This is a genomic window from Niveispirillum sp. KHB5.9 (assembly GCF_048066115.1).
Classification (GTDB): Bacteria; Pseudomonadota; Alphaproteobacteria; order Azospirillales; family Azospirillaceae; genus Niveispirillum.
Map to the genome: position 1 here is coordinate 127,385 of NZ_JBLTYX010000013.1, position 16,198 is coordinate 143,582.

At 66.2% G+C, this 16,198-nt stretch carries 18 protein-coding genes; 15 read left to right on the top strand and 3 right to left on the bottom strand.

Annotated elements, in window-relative coordinates:
* The first annotated feature begins 31 nt into the window (after positions 1-31).
* The 13 genes from ACM9HJ_RS20205 to ACM9HJ_RS20265 all read left to right on the top strand — a co-directional run bounded on the left by ACM9HJ_RS20205 (position 32) and on the right by ACM9HJ_RS20265 (position 11,929).
* The gene (locus ACM9HJ_RS20205; protein WP_416573566.1) at positions 32-1,324 is read left to right on the top strand and encodes an adenylosuccinate synthase; all 1,293 of its coding nucleotides are present in this window, start codon (positions 32-34) and stop codon (positions 1,322-1,324) included.
* Positions 1,325-1,583: 259 nt separating this feature from the next.
* Positions 1,584-1,784 (top strand): 50S ribosomal protein L35, encoded by a 201-nt coding sequence (gene rpmI, locus ACM9HJ_RS20210; protein ID WP_029012316.1) that lies wholly within the window; start codon positions 1,584-1,586, stop codon positions 1,782-1,784.
* Positions 1,785-1,796: 12 nt separating this feature from the next.
* Positions 1,797-2,159 carry a 50S ribosomal protein L20 gene (gene rplT / locus ACM9HJ_RS20215; protein WP_416573567.1) on the top strand — a complete coding sequence of 121 codons (363 nt, stop codon included), beginning with the start codon at positions 1,797-1,799 and terminating at the stop codon, positions 2,157-2,159.
* Between the two features lie 127 nt (positions 2,160-2,286).
* Positions 2,287-2,529 carry a FitA-like ribbon-helix-helix domain-containing protein gene (locus ACM9HJ_RS20220; RefSeq protein WP_416573568.1) on the top strand — a complete coding sequence of 81 codons (243 nt, stop codon included), beginning with the start codon at positions 2,287-2,289 and terminating at the stop codon, positions 2,527-2,529.
* Entirely contained in the window at positions 2,526-2,978 is a 453-nt protein-coding gene (locus ACM9HJ_RS20225; protein ID WP_416573569.1) for a type II toxin-antitoxin system VapC family toxin, read from the top strand. The genes ACM9HJ_RS20220 and ACM9HJ_RS20225 overlap by 4 nt, the downstream gene beginning before the upstream one ends.
* Before the next feature lie 11 nt (positions 2,979-2,989).
* Positions 2,990-4,066: a phenylalanine--tRNA ligase subunit alpha gene (gene pheS, locus ACM9HJ_RS20230; RefSeq protein ID WP_416573570.1), complete on the top strand. Its 1,077-nt coding sequence runs from the start codon at positions 2,990-2,992 to the stop codon at positions 4,064-4,066.
* 81 nt (positions 4,067-4,147) lie between these two features.
* A complete protein-coding gene (locus ACM9HJ_RS20235; protein ID WP_416573571.1) occupies positions 4,148-4,402 on the top strand; it encodes a type II toxin-antitoxin system Phd/YefM family antitoxin in 255 nt (84 codons plus the stop codon).
* A 2-nt stretch (positions 4,403-4,404) separates the two neighbouring features.
* The gene (locus ACM9HJ_RS20240) at positions 4,405-4,860 is read left to right on the top strand and encodes a PIN domain-containing protein (RefSeq protein ID WP_416573572.1); all 456 of its coding nucleotides are present in this window, start codon (positions 4,405-4,407) and stop codon (positions 4,858-4,860) included.
* Between the two features lie 87 nt (positions 4,861-4,947).
* On the top strand, positions 4,948-5,325 hold the full coding sequence (locus ACM9HJ_RS20245; protein ID WP_416573573.1) for a GerW family sporulation protein: 378 nt from the start codon (positions 4,948-4,950) through the stop codon (positions 5,323-5,325).
* 74 nt (positions 5,326-5,399) lie between these two features.
* On the top strand, positions 5,400-6,404 hold the full coding sequence (locus tag ACM9HJ_RS20250) for a cupin-like domain-containing protein (protein WP_416573574.1): 1,005 nt from the start codon (positions 5,400-5,402) through the stop codon (positions 6,402-6,404).
* Between the two features lie 180 nt (positions 6,405-6,584).
* The gene (pheT, locus tag ACM9HJ_RS20255) at positions 6,585-8,978 is read left to right on the top strand and encodes a phenylalanine--tRNA ligase subunit beta (RefSeq protein WP_416573575.1); all 2,394 of its coding nucleotides are present in this window, start codon (positions 6,585-6,587) and stop codon (positions 8,976-8,978) included.
* Positions 8,979-9,577: 599 nt separating this feature from the next.
* On the top strand, positions 9,578-11,263 hold the full coding sequence (locus tag ACM9HJ_RS20260) for a methyl-accepting chemotaxis protein (protein WP_416573576.1): 1,686 nt from the start codon (positions 9,578-9,580) through the stop codon (positions 11,261-11,263).
* Positions 11,264-11,344: 81 nt separating this feature from the next.
* Positions 11,345-11,929, top strand: a complete 585-nt coding sequence (locus tag ACM9HJ_RS20265) for a YceI family protein (RefSeq protein WP_416573577.1) — start codon at positions 11,345-11,347, stop codon at positions 11,927-11,929.
* On the opposite strand, the gene meaB is transcribed toward ACM9HJ_RS20265, so the two are convergent.
* On the bottom strand, positions 11,871-12,863 hold the full coding sequence (gene meaB / locus ACM9HJ_RS20270) for a methylmalonyl Co-A mutase-associated GTPase MeaB (protein WP_416573578.1): 993 nt from the start codon (positions 12,861-12,863) through the stop codon (positions 11,871-11,873). The genes ACM9HJ_RS20265 and meaB overlap by 59 nt on opposite strands.
* 181 nt (positions 12,864-13,044) lie before the next feature.
* On the opposite strand from meaB, the gene ACM9HJ_RS20275 reads away from it, so the two are divergent.
* Positions 13,045-13,425 (top strand): hypothetical protein, encoded by a 381-nt coding sequence (locus tag ACM9HJ_RS20275; RefSeq protein ID WP_416573579.1) that lies wholly within the window; start codon positions 13,045-13,047, stop codon positions 13,423-13,425.
* Between the two features lie 4 nt (positions 13,426-13,429).
* On the opposite strand, the gene mtgA is transcribed toward ACM9HJ_RS20275, so the two are convergent.
* Positions 13,430-14,128 (bottom strand): monofunctional biosynthetic peptidoglycan transglycosylase, encoded by a 699-nt coding sequence (gene mtgA / locus ACM9HJ_RS20280; RefSeq protein WP_416573580.1) that lies wholly within the window; start codon positions 14,126-14,128, stop codon positions 13,430-13,432.
* Positions 14,129-14,230: 102 nt separating this feature from the next.
* Here mtgA and ACM9HJ_RS20285 point away from each other — a divergent pair, with 102 nt between their 5' ends.
* On the top strand, positions 14,231-14,869 hold the full coding sequence (locus ACM9HJ_RS20285) for a glutathione S-transferase family protein (protein ID WP_416573581.1): 639 nt from the start codon (positions 14,231-14,233) through the stop codon (positions 14,867-14,869).
* A gap of 63 nt (positions 14,870-14,932) precedes the next feature.
* Here ACM9HJ_RS20285 and ACM9HJ_RS20290 read toward each other — a convergent pair whose 3' ends face one another.
* A complete protein-coding gene (locus ACM9HJ_RS20290; RefSeq protein WP_416573582.1) occupies positions 14,933-16,135 on the bottom strand; it encodes a peptidoglycan-binding protein in 1,203 nt (400 codons plus the stop codon).
* Between the last annotated feature and the right edge of the window lie 63 nt (positions 16,136-16,198).

Genomic DNA, 16,198 nt, shown 5'->3' on the forward strand with positions numbered 1-16,198 from the left:
CCCTGAACGTCCGAACGAAGCGAGGAATATCATGGCCAATGTGGCGGTCGTCGGGTCCCAGTGGGGCGACGAGGGCAAGGGCAAGATCGTCGACTGGCTGTCCAGCCGCGCCGACGTGGTGGTCCGCTTCCAGGGCGGCCACAATGCCGGCCATACGCTGGTGATCAACGGTGTCGTCTACAAGCTGTCGCTGCTGCCGTCGGGCGTCGTGCGCCCCGGCAAGCTGTCGGTGATCGGCAATGGCGTCGTTGTCGATCCCTGGGCGCTGTTGAAGGAGATCGCGGCCATCCAGGAGAAGGGCGTGGAGATCACCCCGGAAACCCTGCTGGTGGCGGAGAACTGTGCCCTGATCCTGCCGCTGCACAGCGCCGTCGACAAGGCGCGCGAGGAAGCGCGCGGCGTCAACAAGATCGGCACCACCGGCCGCGGCATCGGCCCGGCATACGAGGACAAGGTGGCCCGCCGCGCCATCCGCGTCTGTGATCTGGCCGACGAGGCGGTGCTGGAGCACAAGGTGGAGCAGCTGCTGTTCCACCACAATGCCCTGCTGCGCGGCCTGGGTGCGGAGGAGTTGAGCAAGGACGAGGTGCTGGGCCAGCTGCGCGAGGTGGCGCCCAAGCTGCTGCCCTACAGCGCCGTCGTCTGGAAGCGTCTGGACGAGGCCCGTCGCCAGGGCAAGCGCATCCTGTTCGAAGGTGCCCAAGGCGCCATGCTGGACGTGGATCACGGCACCTACCCGTTCGTCACCTCGTCGAACACCGTGGCCGGCAACGCCGCTGCGGGTTCCGGCATGGGGCCGGGTGCCGTTGGCAATGTGCTGGGCATCACCAAGGCCTACACCACCCGCGTCGGTTCCGGCCCGTTCCCGACGGAGCTGCTGGACGAGATCGGTGAGAAGATCGGCGTGCGCGGGCATGAGTTCGGCACGGTCACCGGCCGCAAGCGCCGCTGCGGCTGGTTCGATGCCGTCATGGTCCGTCAGGCCATCAAGACCGGCGGCATCACCGGCATCGCGCTGACCAAGCTGGACGTGCTGGACGGGTTCGACGAGCTGAAGGTCTGCACCGGCTATAAGCTGAAGGGCGAGACCATTTACCACCTGCCGGCCGGCCAGACCGCCCAGGCCGAGGTGGAGCCGATCTATGAGAGCTTCGAGGGCTGGGGCGACAGCACCCAGGGTGCGCGCTCCTGGGCCCAGCTTCCCGCCGCCGCCATCAAATATGTGCGCCGCATCGAGGAACTGATCGAAGCACCGGTGACGCTGCTGTCGACCAGCCCGGAACGCGACGACACGATCCTGATGAAGGACCCGTTTGAAGATTAAGCGTCCCCTCAGGCGCCGGGCGCGGCCATCCGGCGGCTTGGCTTGCGGCGCATGAGCGCCGGGCCGGCGGTCGCCGGCCTCCAACGGTCATGGGTAATGACCATTGGCACGAATCGCCGGGTGCCTATGTGGAGTCCGCTTACCTAGGCTTCTTGCCAAGGAGAGCTGCCTCCTCTATAAGCACCCGCTCCATCGGACGGCGCGGCCGGGCGAGAAGCCCGGGGCATGCCCACCGTCCACATGTGAAGAAGGACCGAAAATGCCCAAGTTGAAGAACCATTCGGGCGCCAAGAAGCGGTTTAAGTTCACCGCTTCGGGCAAGGTGAAGGCCCAGGCCGCCGGCAAGCGCCACGGCATGAGCAAGCGCCCCCTGAAGATGAAGCGTAACGCGCGTGGCACGTTCGTTATGTTCAAGGCCGATGGCGAGAAGATCGCCGAGAATTTCCTGCGGGTTAAGTGAGAGGACTGACCTATGGCACGCGTTAAGCGGGGCGTCACCACTCACGCCCGTCACAAGAAGATCCTGAAGCTCGCCAAGGGCTATCGCGGTCGCGGTTCCACCTGCTATCGTGTTGCGATCGAGAAGGTCGAGAAGGCGCTTCGTTACGCCTATCGCGATCGTCGCAACAAGAAGCGCGATTTCCGCGGCCTGTGGATTCAGCGTATCAACGCCGGTGCGCGTCTGCACGGGCTGAAGTACAGCACCCTGATCCACGGCCTGAAGCGCGCCGGTATCGAGCTGGACCGCAAGGTCCTGTCCGACATCGCCGCCCGCGAGCCGGAGAGCTTCAAGAGCCTGTGCGATCAGGCCCAGGCTGCTCTCAAGGCCGCCTGATTTCCGGTAACGGATTTCAGAACGGTTGCAAGTTGAAGGGGGAGCAGGCCGGCAGGCCCGCTCCCCCTTTTGCTTATGTGCATGCCGTCTGTGTTATTATCGCTACCGGCAACGCCCGGAGGACGCCATGGGATCGCTGACCATCCGCAATCTTGACGATAGCCTGTTGCAGAGGCTGCGCGACCTCGCCCTGCGGTCTGGACGCACCGTTGAGGAAGAGGCGGCAGCCTTGCTGGCCGATGGCGTGCAAACCCAGGCAATGAATCGCGAGGAACTGTTCGCCCGCATGGATGCATTCCGAACCAGTCTGGCTGGTCGTATCCAGGTGCCTTCCGAGGAACTGCTTCGGCAGATGCGGGATGAACGATGAAGCTCGTCGTCGACGCCAGCGTCATTGCCAAGTGGATATTGCCGGAGCCGGGGTCCGACCTGGCGCTAGGCTTGCGTGGATATGATGTCATGGTTCCCGATCTTGCCTTTGCTGAAATCGCGAATTTGCTGGCCATGCGGGTGGTGCGCGGTGAAATGACCGCACCAGAAGCTGCCAACGCCCTAGACTTTGTCCTTGCCGCCAACCCCAAAGCGGTTTCCAGCCGCGATCTCGCCGCTGAGGCGCTCGCCATGGCCGGCGCTTTGAAACATCCCGCCTACGACCTTTTCTATGTCGCATTGGCCCGTGAACAAGGTACGCGACTAGTAACGGCGGACAAGAAGCTGGTCGCCAAGATCCGCGCACTCGACCCGCCACCGCCTTGGGCTGCCCTTGTGCTGCCGCTTGAAGAATTCCAACCGGGCGCTCCCGCCCCTGCCCTTGCCTGACCGGACTCATCATGGACACGCTCGATAATCTGCAGGCCGAAACGCTGGCCACCATCGCGTCTGCCGCCGACAGTGCCGCCCTGGAAGAGGTGCGGGTTTCCGTGCTGGGCAAGAAGGGCTCCATCACCGCCCTGATGGGCGACATGCGCAGCCTGTCGCCGGACGAGCGCAAGGCCCGTGGTGCGGCACTGAACGCCGTGAAGACCGCCCTGGAAGGTGCCATCGAGGGCCGCCGCACGGAACTGAAGGCCATCGAGTTGGACCGCCGCCTGTCGGCGGAGCGCATCGACGTCACCCTGTCGGCGCGCCCCGAAACCCAGGGCCGCATCCACCCGATCAGCCAGACGGTGGACGAGATGGTGGCGATCTTCGCCGCCATGGGTTTCACGGTCGCCGAAGGTCCGGATATCGAGACAGACTTCAACAATTTCACCGCACTCAACATCCCGCCGGAGCATCCCGCCCGGCAGATGCACGACACGTTCTACCTGCCGCCCTCAGCGGAGGGCGCGGCGCGCGTGCTGCGCACCCACACCAGCCCGGTGCAGATCCGCACCATGCTGAAGGACAAGCCGCCGATCCGCATCATCGCGCCCGGCCGCACCTATCGTTCCGACTATGACCAGACCCACACGCCGGTCTTCCATCAGATCGAGGGGCTGGTGATCGGCGAGGATATCCATATGGGGCACCTGAAGGGCTGCATCCTGGAATTCTGCCGCGCCTTCTTCCAGATCGATGATCTGCCCATCCGGTTCCGCCCCAGCTTCTTCCCCTTCACCGAGCCGTCGGCCGAGGTGGATATCGGCTGCTCGCGCAAGGGCGGGGAACTGAAGCTGGGCAACCATGGCGACTGGCTGGAGATCATGGGGTCGGGCATGGTCCATCCCAAGGTGCTGGAGAATTGCGGCATCGACAGCACCAAGTATCAGGGCTTCGCCTTCGGCATGGGGATCGAGCGCGTGGCGATGCTGAAATATGGCATCCCCGACCTGCGCTCCTTCTTCGACGCCGACCTGCGTTGGCTGCGCCATTACGGCTTCGTGCCGCTGGACCAGCCGAATCTGGCCCAGGGCCTGTCGCGGTAAGCACTTGCCAAGCTGGCGGATCACCATCAATGTAGTGACATTCACTACTATTGATGGGCTGGTGCCAGCATGGCTACGGACATGCCCCGGAAAGAGGAACGCGCCGTCACGGCGGCGGAAGCCAACCGCCGGTTCTCGCATATCCTGCGTGATGTGCGACAGGATGGTGCCCGGTTCTTGGTGACGGCCCATGGCGCCCCCGTCGCCCGCATCGTTCCCACCAATGGTGAGGATGATGGGGCGGCGGAGCGTGCCAAGGCGGCACTGTTGCGCCGACTGGAACAGCAGCCCGTCGTGGTGGGCGATCCCTGGACGCGCGACGAGCTTTACGACTGATCATGCGTGTCGCCATCGACACCAATATCCTGGTCTATGCGGAGGGCTTCGCGGACAGCGAGGCCGACCAGCACAAACCCGCCCTGGCGCGCCGTGCCCTGGCTGCGTTGCCGGCAGGCGCCATCACCATTCCGGTGCAGTGCCTGGGCGAACTGTTCCGGGTGTTGGTATCGAAGAAACGCCTGAGCGCCACCGATGCACGCGACAGGGTTCCGCAATATCGGGACCTGGGCCGCGCCGCCCCAACCAGCGACGTGGTGCTGGTCCGGGCCACCGATCTGGTCGTCGATCATCAATTGCAGTTTTGGGACGCCATTATCCTGGCGGCGGCTTCTGAGCATGGATGCAGGATGCTGCTGTCGGAGGATTACCAGGATGGCTTCACCTGGGGTGGCGTCACGGTGGTGAACCCCTTCGCCGTTACTCTCCATCCTTTGCTCACTGGCCTTTCCGGTTGATCGCCAGTCCATTCCGCGCCTTCGCGCTTGCGAAATGATAAAAATGGCATAACATTTAACTTATTCAACCAAGAGGGCGATCAAGTCATGCTGCCGGCCGTTCTGTCCGCCAATCCGCTGTTCGCGCCCTTCTTCGCCGATCCGGCGCAGCTGATGATGACCGCCACCATGACGGCGTTCGAGGAGCTGCTGGGCAAGGGCGTGCTGGGCGCGCCCGTCACGGTCGGTGATGTCACCATCATCCCCGTCACCATCACCACCTTCGGCGTGGGCAGCGGCGGCGGATCGCTGTTCGGGGAACCGGTGGGCGGCGGCGGGGGTGGCGGCATCATCCCGGTCGCCCTGATCATCATCACGCCCGAGGGTGCCCGGATCGAGCAGTTGCCAAGGGAAACCACGGCCGCCGCCCTGGAGAAGCTGACCGACATGGCCAAGGAGATGGGGGGCCGGCGGCAGGCACGCTGAGTGGACCTTGCCAGACGCACCGTGCGGCTGCATTCTGCCGCGGGGCAGGAGACGGGTGCGATCGGGAGAGGGTGATGGCGGGCAGCCTGGACGAGTATCACGGCGTCGATGCCGTGCGGTTCCAAACGGAAATCCAGCCCCGCTACCGGCCGGCCGTGCTGCGTGCTGTCGTCGCCCATTGGCCGGTGGTGCGCGAGGGGCGTACCTCCCCCCAGGCGCTGGCCCATTACCTGAAAAGCTTCGATCGCGGTGAGGGGGCGGAAAGCATGATCGGCCCGCCCGCCATCAAGGGGCGCTTCTTCTATCGCGACGATATGCGCGGCTTCAATTTCGACCGGCACCAGGAGACGCTGACGGTGGCCATTGACCGGCTGTTGGCCCATCTGGACCATCCCGACCCGCCCGTATTCTATACGGGGTCGGTGCCCACCGATGTGAACCTGCCGGATTTCGGGCGGGACAATGTTCTGGACCTGATTACCAGGTCGACGGGTGCCCGCATCTGGCTGGGCAATTCCGCCGTGGTTTCGACCCATTACGACCAGTCGGACAATATCGCCTGTGTCGTCGCCGGCCAGCGCCGCTTCACCCTGTTTCCGCCGGAACAGCTGCCCAACCTCTATGTCGGGCCGCTGGATTACACGATGGCGGGGCAGCCGACCAGCATGGTCGACCTGGCCAATCCGGATTTCACCCGCTATCCCCGCTTCCGCCAGGCGCTGGACACCGCGTTGGTCGCCGATCTGGGGCCGGGGGATGCGATCTATATCCCCAGCATGTGGTGGCACAATGTCGTGTCCACCGGCCCGTTCAATGCGCTGGTGAATTACTGGTGGACCGATGTCAAGCCCTGGGCCGGATCACCCTTCCAGGCGCTGGTCCATGCCATCATGGCCATCGGGGAGATGCCGCCGGAACGCCAGGAGGTGTGGCGTGGGGTGTTCGACCATTATGTCTTCCGCCGCAATGGCGACCCGATGGCCCATATGGCGCCGGAGCACCGGTCGATCACCGGGCCGCTGACCCCCCGGCTGGCCCAGTATATCCGCGAATGGTTGATGCGCGCCCTGGGTGGCTGATCCCGCGCGGCCCCGGGCCCATCCCTGCGGCAATGGCGGATCAGGGTTGCCGGGGCCGTCATGGCGTCAGGTCGGCCTTACCTGCGGCCCTTGGCCCGTGTTACACCCCTTTGCGATATCACCCCCACTGTCCGCCGGTTCCCCGGTGGACAGGGATGTTTGCCATCAGGACCATCTCCCATGAAGTTCACCCTTTCCTGGCTGAAGACCCATCTCGACACCGATGCCACGCTGGACCGGATCACCGATACGCTGACGGCCTTGGGGCTGGAGGTCGAGGGGGTCGAGGACCGTGGGGCGGCCTTGGCCGCCTTCCGCATCGCCCATGTCGTGTCGGCGGAGAAGCATCCCAATGCCGACAAGCTGCGCCTGTGCATGGTCGATACCGGGGCGGGGGAGCCGGTGCAGGTGGTGTGTGGCGCGCCCAACGCGCGCGCCGGCATCAAGGTGGTGTTCGCCTCTCCAGGTACGGTGATCCCGGTATCGGGCGACACGCTGTCCATCGGCACCATCCGCGGGGTGGAAAGCTGCGGCATGATGTGCTCCGAACGGGAACTGCTGCTGTCGGACGAACATAACGGCATCATCGAGTTGCCCGACGACGCGCCGCTGGGCGGCAGCTTCGCCGACTGGCGTGGCCTGTCCGACCCGGTGATCGAGATCGCGCTGACGCCCGACCGTGTCGATTGCGCCGGTGTGCGCGGCGTGGCGCGTGATCTGGCGGCTGCCGGCCTGGGCACGCTGAAGCCGCTGGCCGTGACGCCGGTGGCGCCCGCCTTCGACAATCCGTTGAAGGTCGATCTTTCCCATCCCGGCTGCCCGCAGATCGCCTTCCGCGTCATCCGTGGCGTGAAGAACGGCCCCAGCCCGAAATGGCTGGCCGATCGGCTGCTGGCCGTGGGGCTGCGCCCGATCAGCGCCCTGGTCGACGTCACCAATTATTTCAGCCTGGACCTGTGCCGGCCGCTGCATGTGTTCGACGCCGCCAAGCTGACCGGCGGCATCACCTTGAAGCCGACGGCAGAGGGCGACACGCTGCTGGCCCTGAACGGCAAGGAATATTCCACGCCGGCCGGCCTGATCGGCATCTATGACGATGCGCACATGATCTCAATGGCCGGTGTCATGGGCGGAGAGACGACGGGCGTCACGGCAGACACCACGGACGTGGTGCTGGAAGTCGCGACGTTCGAGCCGGTGCGCATCGCCGAGGCCGGCCGCGCGCTCCAGCTGGACAGCGATGCCCGCTACCGGTTCGAACGCGGGGTGGACCCGGCCAACATCGCCGAGAAGGTGGAATTGGCCACCGCGTTGATCCTGGAGCTGTGCGGCGGCAGTGCCGGTGGCATTAGCCTGTCGGGTGCGGAGCCCGCCTGGCAGCGCAGCCTGACCCTGCGCCCGGCCCGCGTTGCCCATCTGGGTGGTGTGGATGTGGCGGTGGATGAGCAGGTGCGCATCCTGACCGTCCTGGGCTTCGATGTGACCCGTCGCGATGATGGGGTGCTGGCGGCCGACGTGCCGTCCTGGCGTCGCGACGTGGAGGGTGAGGCCGATCTGGTGGAGGAGGTGCTGCGCGTCAACGGGTTCGACAAGATCCCGGCCACGCCGCTGCCGCGCGAGGTGGGCACGCCCGCCCCGGCCCTGACCGCCGAACAGCGCCGCCGTTCGAATGCCCGGCGTGCCGCCGCCGACCGTGGGCTGCTGGAGGCCGTCACCTGGTCCTTCGTGGACCCGAAGGTCGCCGCCCTGTTCGATGGCGACAAGGACGAGTTGCGTCTGCTGAACCCGATCAGCGCCGATCTGGCGGTGATGCGGCCCAGCCTGCTGGGCACCCTGGTGCCGGCCGCCGGCCGCAATGCCGCCAAGGGCTTCCAGGATATCGGCCTGTTCGAGGTCGGCCCCGCCTTCCGCGACGGGTCGGAGAAGGGCCAGGATCTGGTGGTGGCCGGCGTGCGTGCCGGCGCTGCCGTGCCGCGCAACTGGGCCAAGGGCGAGCGTCCGGTGGATGCGTTCGACGCCAAGGGCGATGCGCTGGCCATTCTGGAAGCCGCCGGTGCGCCGACCGCCAACCTGCAGGTCACCCGCGATGCGCCGCGCTGGTACCATCCGGGCCGCTCCGGGAGCTTGCGCCTGGGCCCGACGGTACTGGGCCGCTTCGGTGAGCTGCACCCGGCCCTGTTGGAGGCGCTGGATGTGTCCGGCCCGGTGGTGGCGTTCGAACTGTTCCTGGATGTGGTGCCGGCGCCCAAGAAGAAGGGCGGCACGGCCAAGCCGCTGCTGGCCCTGTCGCCGTTCCAGCCCGTGGATCGCGACTTCGCCTTCCTGGTGGCCAGCGACACGGACAGCGACAAGCTGGTGAAGGCCGCCAAGGGTGCGGACAAGGCCCTGATCAGCGATGTCAGCCTGTTCGATGTATATGAGGGCAAGGGCGTGGAGCCCGGCTTCAAGTCCATTGCCCTGTCGGTGACGCTGCAGCCGGTCGACAAGACCCTGACAGATGTGGAGATCGAAGCCGTGGCGGCCAAGGTCGTGGCCGCGGTGAGCAAGGCGACGGGGGCTTCCCTGCGCGGGTAAAGCGGTTTCCGGTTCGCCGAAATCGCTTCGGCGGCGACCGCCGCCGCGCGCCTCGTCGCGCGTAAGCCAAGACACGGATGCGGCGCCGGCGCTTGAGGAACACGAAACGTTCCTCAACTTTGGTCGATACGAGGGGCGTCACCCATGGTGGTGCCCCTTTTTTCATGCCTATTATGATGTGTCCGCATGTCAAACAGAGCGGCTTACGCAGACGACATGCTTACGTGACGTTCACGTAAGGTGGGCGAAAATGCCGACGACGATCTTAAATTTTCATGACTGCATTTGCCAGGATCGGGAAAATTCTTGACCGTCGATGGATTCAACCGTGACAATCAACTTATATCACTTCAGATCGCCTAATAATTAATCACGATATCTAAAAAGCCATTCAAATATACAGTCTGAAAGAGCAAGGACAGGACAGGGAGAGAAGCGTCACGGACTTGTCACATCCCTTGGAAAACACAGGAAAAGCGCCATGTCCCACAGGTGGCCCCTTGGCTTGACTGTCGAAAGACCGGTAGAGTGCAAGAAAAAGATAAAGGCACCCCAAGCCTGTTCAGGGTGGGTGACCAAAGAAAATTGTGGGAGGGAACATGCGTGCGCTTAAGAATCTTCCCATCGTGTGGAAGCTTGTCCTGCCATTGCTGCTGATGGGGGTGCTGACCATCGGCACCTCGCTCTATGCCCTGTCGCAGATGGAGGCCGTGGGCGATGAATACCGGGGCATGCTGGACCGGTCGGAACGGTCCAAGGCCATCCTGAATGCCCGGGAGACGGCGACCGATCTGGGTCGCCTGGGCTATACGATGGTGGCGGAGACCGATAGTTTCATCCTGGACAGCATGAAGGACGAGATCGCACTGAAGCGTGACGAGTTGTCCGGCCATCTGGAACGGGTGGAAAAGATCCTGCCGGAGCGCAAGGCCGACATCGACAAGATCCGCGACGATGTCCACCGCATGCTGGAGATTGTGGAGCAAGCCCGCCTGCTGGCGCTGGATGGAAAGGGCTCTCAGGCCGCCGCCGTCCTGGTCGACCGGTTCGACATCAAGCTGACCGATGCGCTGGATGGGCTGGAGGTCACGACGGGTGACGTGCAGGCCAAGCTGGATGCCGGCAAGGCGGCCGCCCAGGACCGGTTCGACCGGGCGCTGGCCGTGACGCTGATCGTCGGCCTGTCGGGCACGGCCATCGTGTTGGCGCTGGGCATCGCCATGGGCATGGCCGGCATTTCCTGGCCGCTGCGCCGCATCGTGCGCACCATGACAAGGCTGGCCGATGGCGACCTGTCGGTCACCGTGTCGGGTGGCGACCGCAAGGATGAGATCGGGTCCACCGCCCGCGCGCTGGCCGTGTTCCAGAAGGGCATGCGCGAGGCGGAGCGGATGCGCGACGAACAGGCGGCGATGGAGGACCGGGTGGAGGCGCAGAAGCGCCAGACCATGGTGCGTCTGGCCGATGATTTCGAAAGCAGCATGAATGCCGTGGTCAGCGCCGTAGGCGGGGCCGCCGACCGCATGCGCGGTACGGCCCAGGGCCTGAACAGCGTGGCGGACGAGACCAACCGCCAGTCCGAAGCCGTGGCCAGCGCCGCCGAACAGGCGGCGGAGAATGTGAACACCGTGGCCGCGGCGGCGGAGGAACTGACCGCCTCGATCAACGAAATCTCCCGCCGTGTGGCCGAAAGCGCGACCATCGCCACCGATGCGGTGGCGGAGGCTGAACGGTCCAACCACACCGTGGCCGGGCTGGTCGACGCCGCCCAGCGTATCGGGGAGATCGTGCGCTTGATCGGCGATATCGCCAGCCAGACCAACCTGTTGGCGCTGAACGCCACGATCGAGGCGGCACGGGCCGGTGATGCCGGCAAGGGCTTCGCCGTGGTGGCGTCGGAGGTGAAACTGCTGGCCACCCAGACGGCCAAGGCCACGGAGGAGATCGGCAACCAGATTTCCTCTATGCAGCTGGCGGCCGGCAACGCGGCCGATGCCATCCGCGGCGTCGGCGGAACCATCGACAAGATCAGCGGCATCGTCGCCACCATCGCCGCGGCGGTGGAGGAACAGGGGGCGGCAACGCGGGAGATCGCCAATTCCGTGGCCCAGGCCGCCACCGGTACCCAGAATGTCAGTTCCACCATCGGCGAGGTGACACGCGCCGCCGCCGAGACGGGCAGCATGGCCGGCGACGTGCTGAGTGCCGCCAACGACTTGGTCGGTGAGAGCGACGCGCTGAACCGCCAGGTGGCGCAATTCGTGGCCAAGGTGCGGGCGGGTTAACCCATAATCCCGCCCCAATCCCCGGTGATGATACGACCCGGCACCCGGTTCAGCCGGGTTGGGTCACGTCAGGGGTGATCCATGTCCCGTCTGGCCGCATTTTTCCTGGCTTTCCTGTTTATCTGGCAACCCGCACAGGCGATGCCGGCACCGCATATGGTGACGCCGGACAATGTCGGTGTGGGCTTTTCCATCCGCTATATGCTGGTGGCCAAGGCGTCGGGCCGCTTCAACGACATCACCGGCAGCTACAGCTTCGATCCGGAAGCCGACGAGCTGGGCGCCATCGACGTCACCATCGGCACGGGCAGCGTCGATACCGGTAGTCCCGGACGTGACCGCGATCTGGCAGGGGAGGATTTCTTCTGGACCGACCGCTATCCGACCATGCATTTCATCAGCCGCCACGCTGTGCGCACTGGTCCGCATGCCGGCAGGGTGGAGGGCGACCTGACCCTGCGCGGTGTGACCCGGCCCGTGGTGCTGATGGTGGCGCTCGGTGATCACATGGCCACGGCCACCACCAGCGTGAAGCGCAGCGAATTCGGCATGCGGCCGGGCCTTGCTGGGCTGGTCATCGCCGACAAGGTGGATATCCGGATCGAGATCAGGGACCTGCCCGGCGGAACAGCTCCAGCAACCGGCGCGCCGCCGCCCCCGGCGTGACACTGCTGCTGGCGGCTGCCTGTTCCAGCCCCGCCAGTTCGGCCCGCACGGCCGGATCGGCCTGGAAGGCGGCGATCAGGCTTTCGCGGATCTCGTTCCACATCCAGGCCTGGGCCTGATCGGCCCGGCGCCTTGTGATGGACCCGTCGCCGCCCAGGATGCGGCGGTAGTCGCCGATCCGGTTCCAGATCGCGTCGATGCCGCGGTTATGCAGGGCCGAACAGGACAGGACCGGCACCCGCCATTCCGCATTGGCCGGACGCAGCAGGGACAGAGCGTGGCGATATTCCGCTTCGGCATGGCGGGCGGCATTGGCCAGATCGCCGTCGGCCTTGTTGACAACGATCATGTCGGCCAACTCCACGATGCCCTTCTTGATGCCCTGCAGTTCGTCCCCGCCGGCCGGCGGCAGCAGCAGCAGGAACAGGTCCACCATGTCGGACACCGCCGTTTCCGACTGGCCCACCCCCACCGTTTCCACGATCACCACGTCGAAGCCGGCGGCTTCCACCAGCAGCATGGCCTCGCGCGTACGCCGTGCCACGCCGCCCAGGGTGGCACCGGCGGGCGAGGGGCGGATGAAGGCGCGGGTGTCGCGGGTCAGCATCTCCATCCGCGTCTTGTCGCCCAGGATGGAACCGCCGGTGCGCTGGCTGGTCGGGTCGATGGCCAGCACCGCAACCTTGTGCCGCTGGCCGATGACATGCAGGCCGAAAGCCTCGATGAAGGTGGACTTGCCAACGCCCGGCACACCGGAAATGCCCACACGCACGCCCTGGCCCGTGTGCGGCAGCAGGGCGGCCAGCAGCGCCTCGGCCCGTTCGCGATGGTCGGGGCGGGTGCTTTCCACCAGGGTGATGGCCTGGGCCAGCGCACGCCGGTCGCCACCGCGCACGCGGTCGGCCAAGTCGGCGATGGGCAGGGCGTCGGGCATGGAAACTCTCCGGACGGCGTCAGGGGCGCTACTGTGGGACAGGGGCGCGGCCTAGTCAAATCGCCAGGGGTGGGGGCAGAACCCTACTTCTTTGGTGTGTGACCATTGGCACCGCTTTGCAAGTGCCTGGAATCCGTGCGATTCTGCAGAAGTTCCCCGAAAGTCCCGACAGGCCGACGCCATGACCGCGACCGCCCAGACCAGCACCATCCAGCGGCCCATGGCGGCAATGCCTCCGCTGCGTCGCTGGCTGACGCGGCTGTTCCGCCGCCGGCCGCAGGCCTATCCGCCGCTGGATGGCGTCTCGGCCCTGGTCAATGAGCAGGCCCTGGCCGTGACGGAGGTGAACGGAGCGGGCATGTGCGTCGTGGGCTATCGCGGTCTGCTGAACCCGCAGGACCGGTTCAGCTTCGTCCTGTCGTTGGACGGGATCGACATCGCGGGCGACGCTGTGGTGGCCTGGCGTCGCCATGGCGGGCTGGGCGTGGCCTTCTACGATCTTTCTGGGGCGGAGCGTGACCGGCTGGGCCAATGGCTGGCCGCGCGCATCCAGCCGCTTTGATCCTTCACTTCACGCAGGCATCCAGCGCGTCGCGCCGCACGATCTCCATGCGCTGCTGCAACACTCCGGCGCGGGATGCGACATAGCGGCCGGGCGGATTGGCCTTCCATTTCTGCGGGCTGGGCAGGATGGCGGCCAGCAGGGCCGCCTCCCGCGCCGACAGGTCGGCAGCCCCCTTGTTGAACCAGAAGCGTGATGCGGCTTCGGCCCCATAGGCACCGGGGGCCCATTCGACGATGTTGAGATAGACCTCCAGGATGCGGCGCTTGGACCAGATGGTTTCCACCAGCAGGGTGAACCACAGTTCCACCCCCTTGCGCAGCCAGGACCGGTCGGGCCAGAGAAAGGCGTTCTTCGCCACCTGCTGGCTGATCGTGCTGCCGCCGCGCACACGGGTGCTGGTCTGGTTGCGCTGCATGGCCTTTTCCACGGCGTCCAGGTCCACGCCCATATGGTCGCAGAAACGGCTGTCCTCCGCCGCGATGACGGCGCGGGCCAGATGCGGGCTGATCCGTTCCATCGACCGCCATTCATGGCGCCAGCCGGCCCCGTCCAGGGCGCGGATGGCCATCAGCGGTGTGGCCGGCACCGGCAGGACGGCATAGGCCAGTACCCAGAGAATGGAGAAGCCGAACAGCCCGGCCGCGGTCAGGCCCGTGACCAGCAAAATCCGCCGCGCGTTCCACCGTCCGCCCTTTGCCATGCCGCTCCCGTCCGAAACCGTCCGCATCTTGGCGCAGACGCGGGCGCCAAAGCACCGTAAATAAGGTGCCGTCCGCCTATTCAATGAAGGAACGATCCGGCGATGTACATTCTTTATGGCAATCCCGGCATGGCCAACCTGGCCCCGCACATGGCGCTGGAAGCCATCGGCGCCCCCTATCGGATGGTCCGCATCGACCCGCGCGCCGGTGAGCACCAGACGCCGGACTATCTGCGCCTGAACCCCACGGGCCGCGTGCCGACCCTGGTGGATGGTGACCAGCCGATCTTCGAAACGGTGGCCATCCTGCTGCATCTGGCCGACCGGCATCCCGACGCCGGGCTGCTGCCGCCCATCGGTACCATGGAACGCGGGCTGGCCTATCAATGGCTGATCCACCTGACCAATTCCGTGCAGGCGGCGTACGTCGCCTATTACTACCCGGAACGGCAGGTGGCCGACCCCGCCCATGCCGACAGCGCCAAGCAGGCGGCGGAGGCACGGCTGAACGACCTGTTCGACGTGATCGAAAAGGCGCTGGAGGGTCGGGAATGGTTGTCCGGCGACAAGCCGGGTGTGGTGGATTTCATGCTGCTGCTGATGGTGCGCTGGGGCCGCAACTTCGCCGGCCGACCACCGCGCACCCTGCCCAACCTGGGCGCCCATGCCGCCCGTACGGCGGCGCTACCGGCCGTTGCTCGCGCGTTTGAGCAAGAGGGTTTGGCCCAGCCCCGGTATTGAGTCTTTTTTTGTTCCCTCAGGCGCCGGGCGCCGCCGGAGTGGTTTGCGGTACCCGCAATCACCCTACCCCTGCCGCATCCGGCGCAGCAGGGCCTGGGTGGGTTTGCCATCGACGGGCAAGCCCACCGATTTCTGATAGGCGCGGATGGCGGCCACCGTGCGCTTGCCCAGGAAGCCGTCGGCCTTGCCCTTGTGGAAGCCCAGCTTGACCAGCCTGGTCTGGATCTCGCGCACGCCGGCCTGGTCCACGGGCACGGGCCGGTTGCCGGCGGCACCGGCGCTGATGATGGTGGGACGCTTGGGTGCTGCGGGGGCGGCGGCATCGTCATCCTCGCCCTCGTCCGCGTCATTGTCGGGCAGGGTTCCGGACGCCGTGGAGCGGCGGATGGTGGCGCTGCCCGGCGGGCCGCCCAGCATGCCGGCCGGCGGGCCGCTGGCCACCTCCACATTGCGCCCGCCCGTTTCCAGCCGGCGCAGGGCCTGGCTGCCGCCGGTGTCGCCTGCATCGGCCGCCTGCCGGTACCAGGCACGCGCCGCCTCCAGGTCGGGTGCGCCATCCACGCCCTGTTCATAGAGCGTGCCCAGCATATAGAGCGCGCGGGCCACGCCTGCATCGGCCGCCTGCTGGAACCAGCGTGCGGCTTCGCCCGTATCGCGTTCCACCCCATAGCCCTCGGTATAGAGCAGGCCCAGGTCGAAGGCGGCTTCGGCATGGCCCAGTTCGGCACCCTTGCGGTACCAGCCCGCCGCCTCCGCCATATCGTCGGGAAGGCCCAGATCGCCGCGGAACAGTTCAGCCAGCGTCCAGCAGGCATCCGCGTCGCCCTGCGCCGCCGCGCGCCCGTACCAGTAGAGCGCACGGCGCATGTCCTGCTGGCTGGTCGGCGTGGTGGAGGTCAGGTTGTCGGCCAGCCCCATCTGCGATTCGACATCGCCGGCCTTGGCTTTCTCCTCCATCGCCTTCAGTTCCGGGGTGGCATTGGCGGGTAGGGCTGGCGGCACCTGAGTGCCCGCTGCCAGGGCGGCCGCACCGCCCGCGGCCGCGGCGGCACCCGCGGTGGCGGCCGTACCCTTGCGCCGCGGCTTGGCGGGTGCCGCGGGCTTGCTGGCCATGGGCTTCTTCACCGACGGCTTCACCGGCTTCTGCACCGCGGGCTTCTTCGGCTCGGTACCCTGGGCCCCGACGGGCACCGCCATTCCCGCCAGGGGCAGCAGCAGGGCAAGGGCGAATCGGCAGAGGACGCGGGGTACGGCTTTCTTCGGCATTCTCGATATTTCCGGCACCGGGCCGGTCTTTCCGACGGGAAGGGGGCTGGCGCACACTAACAT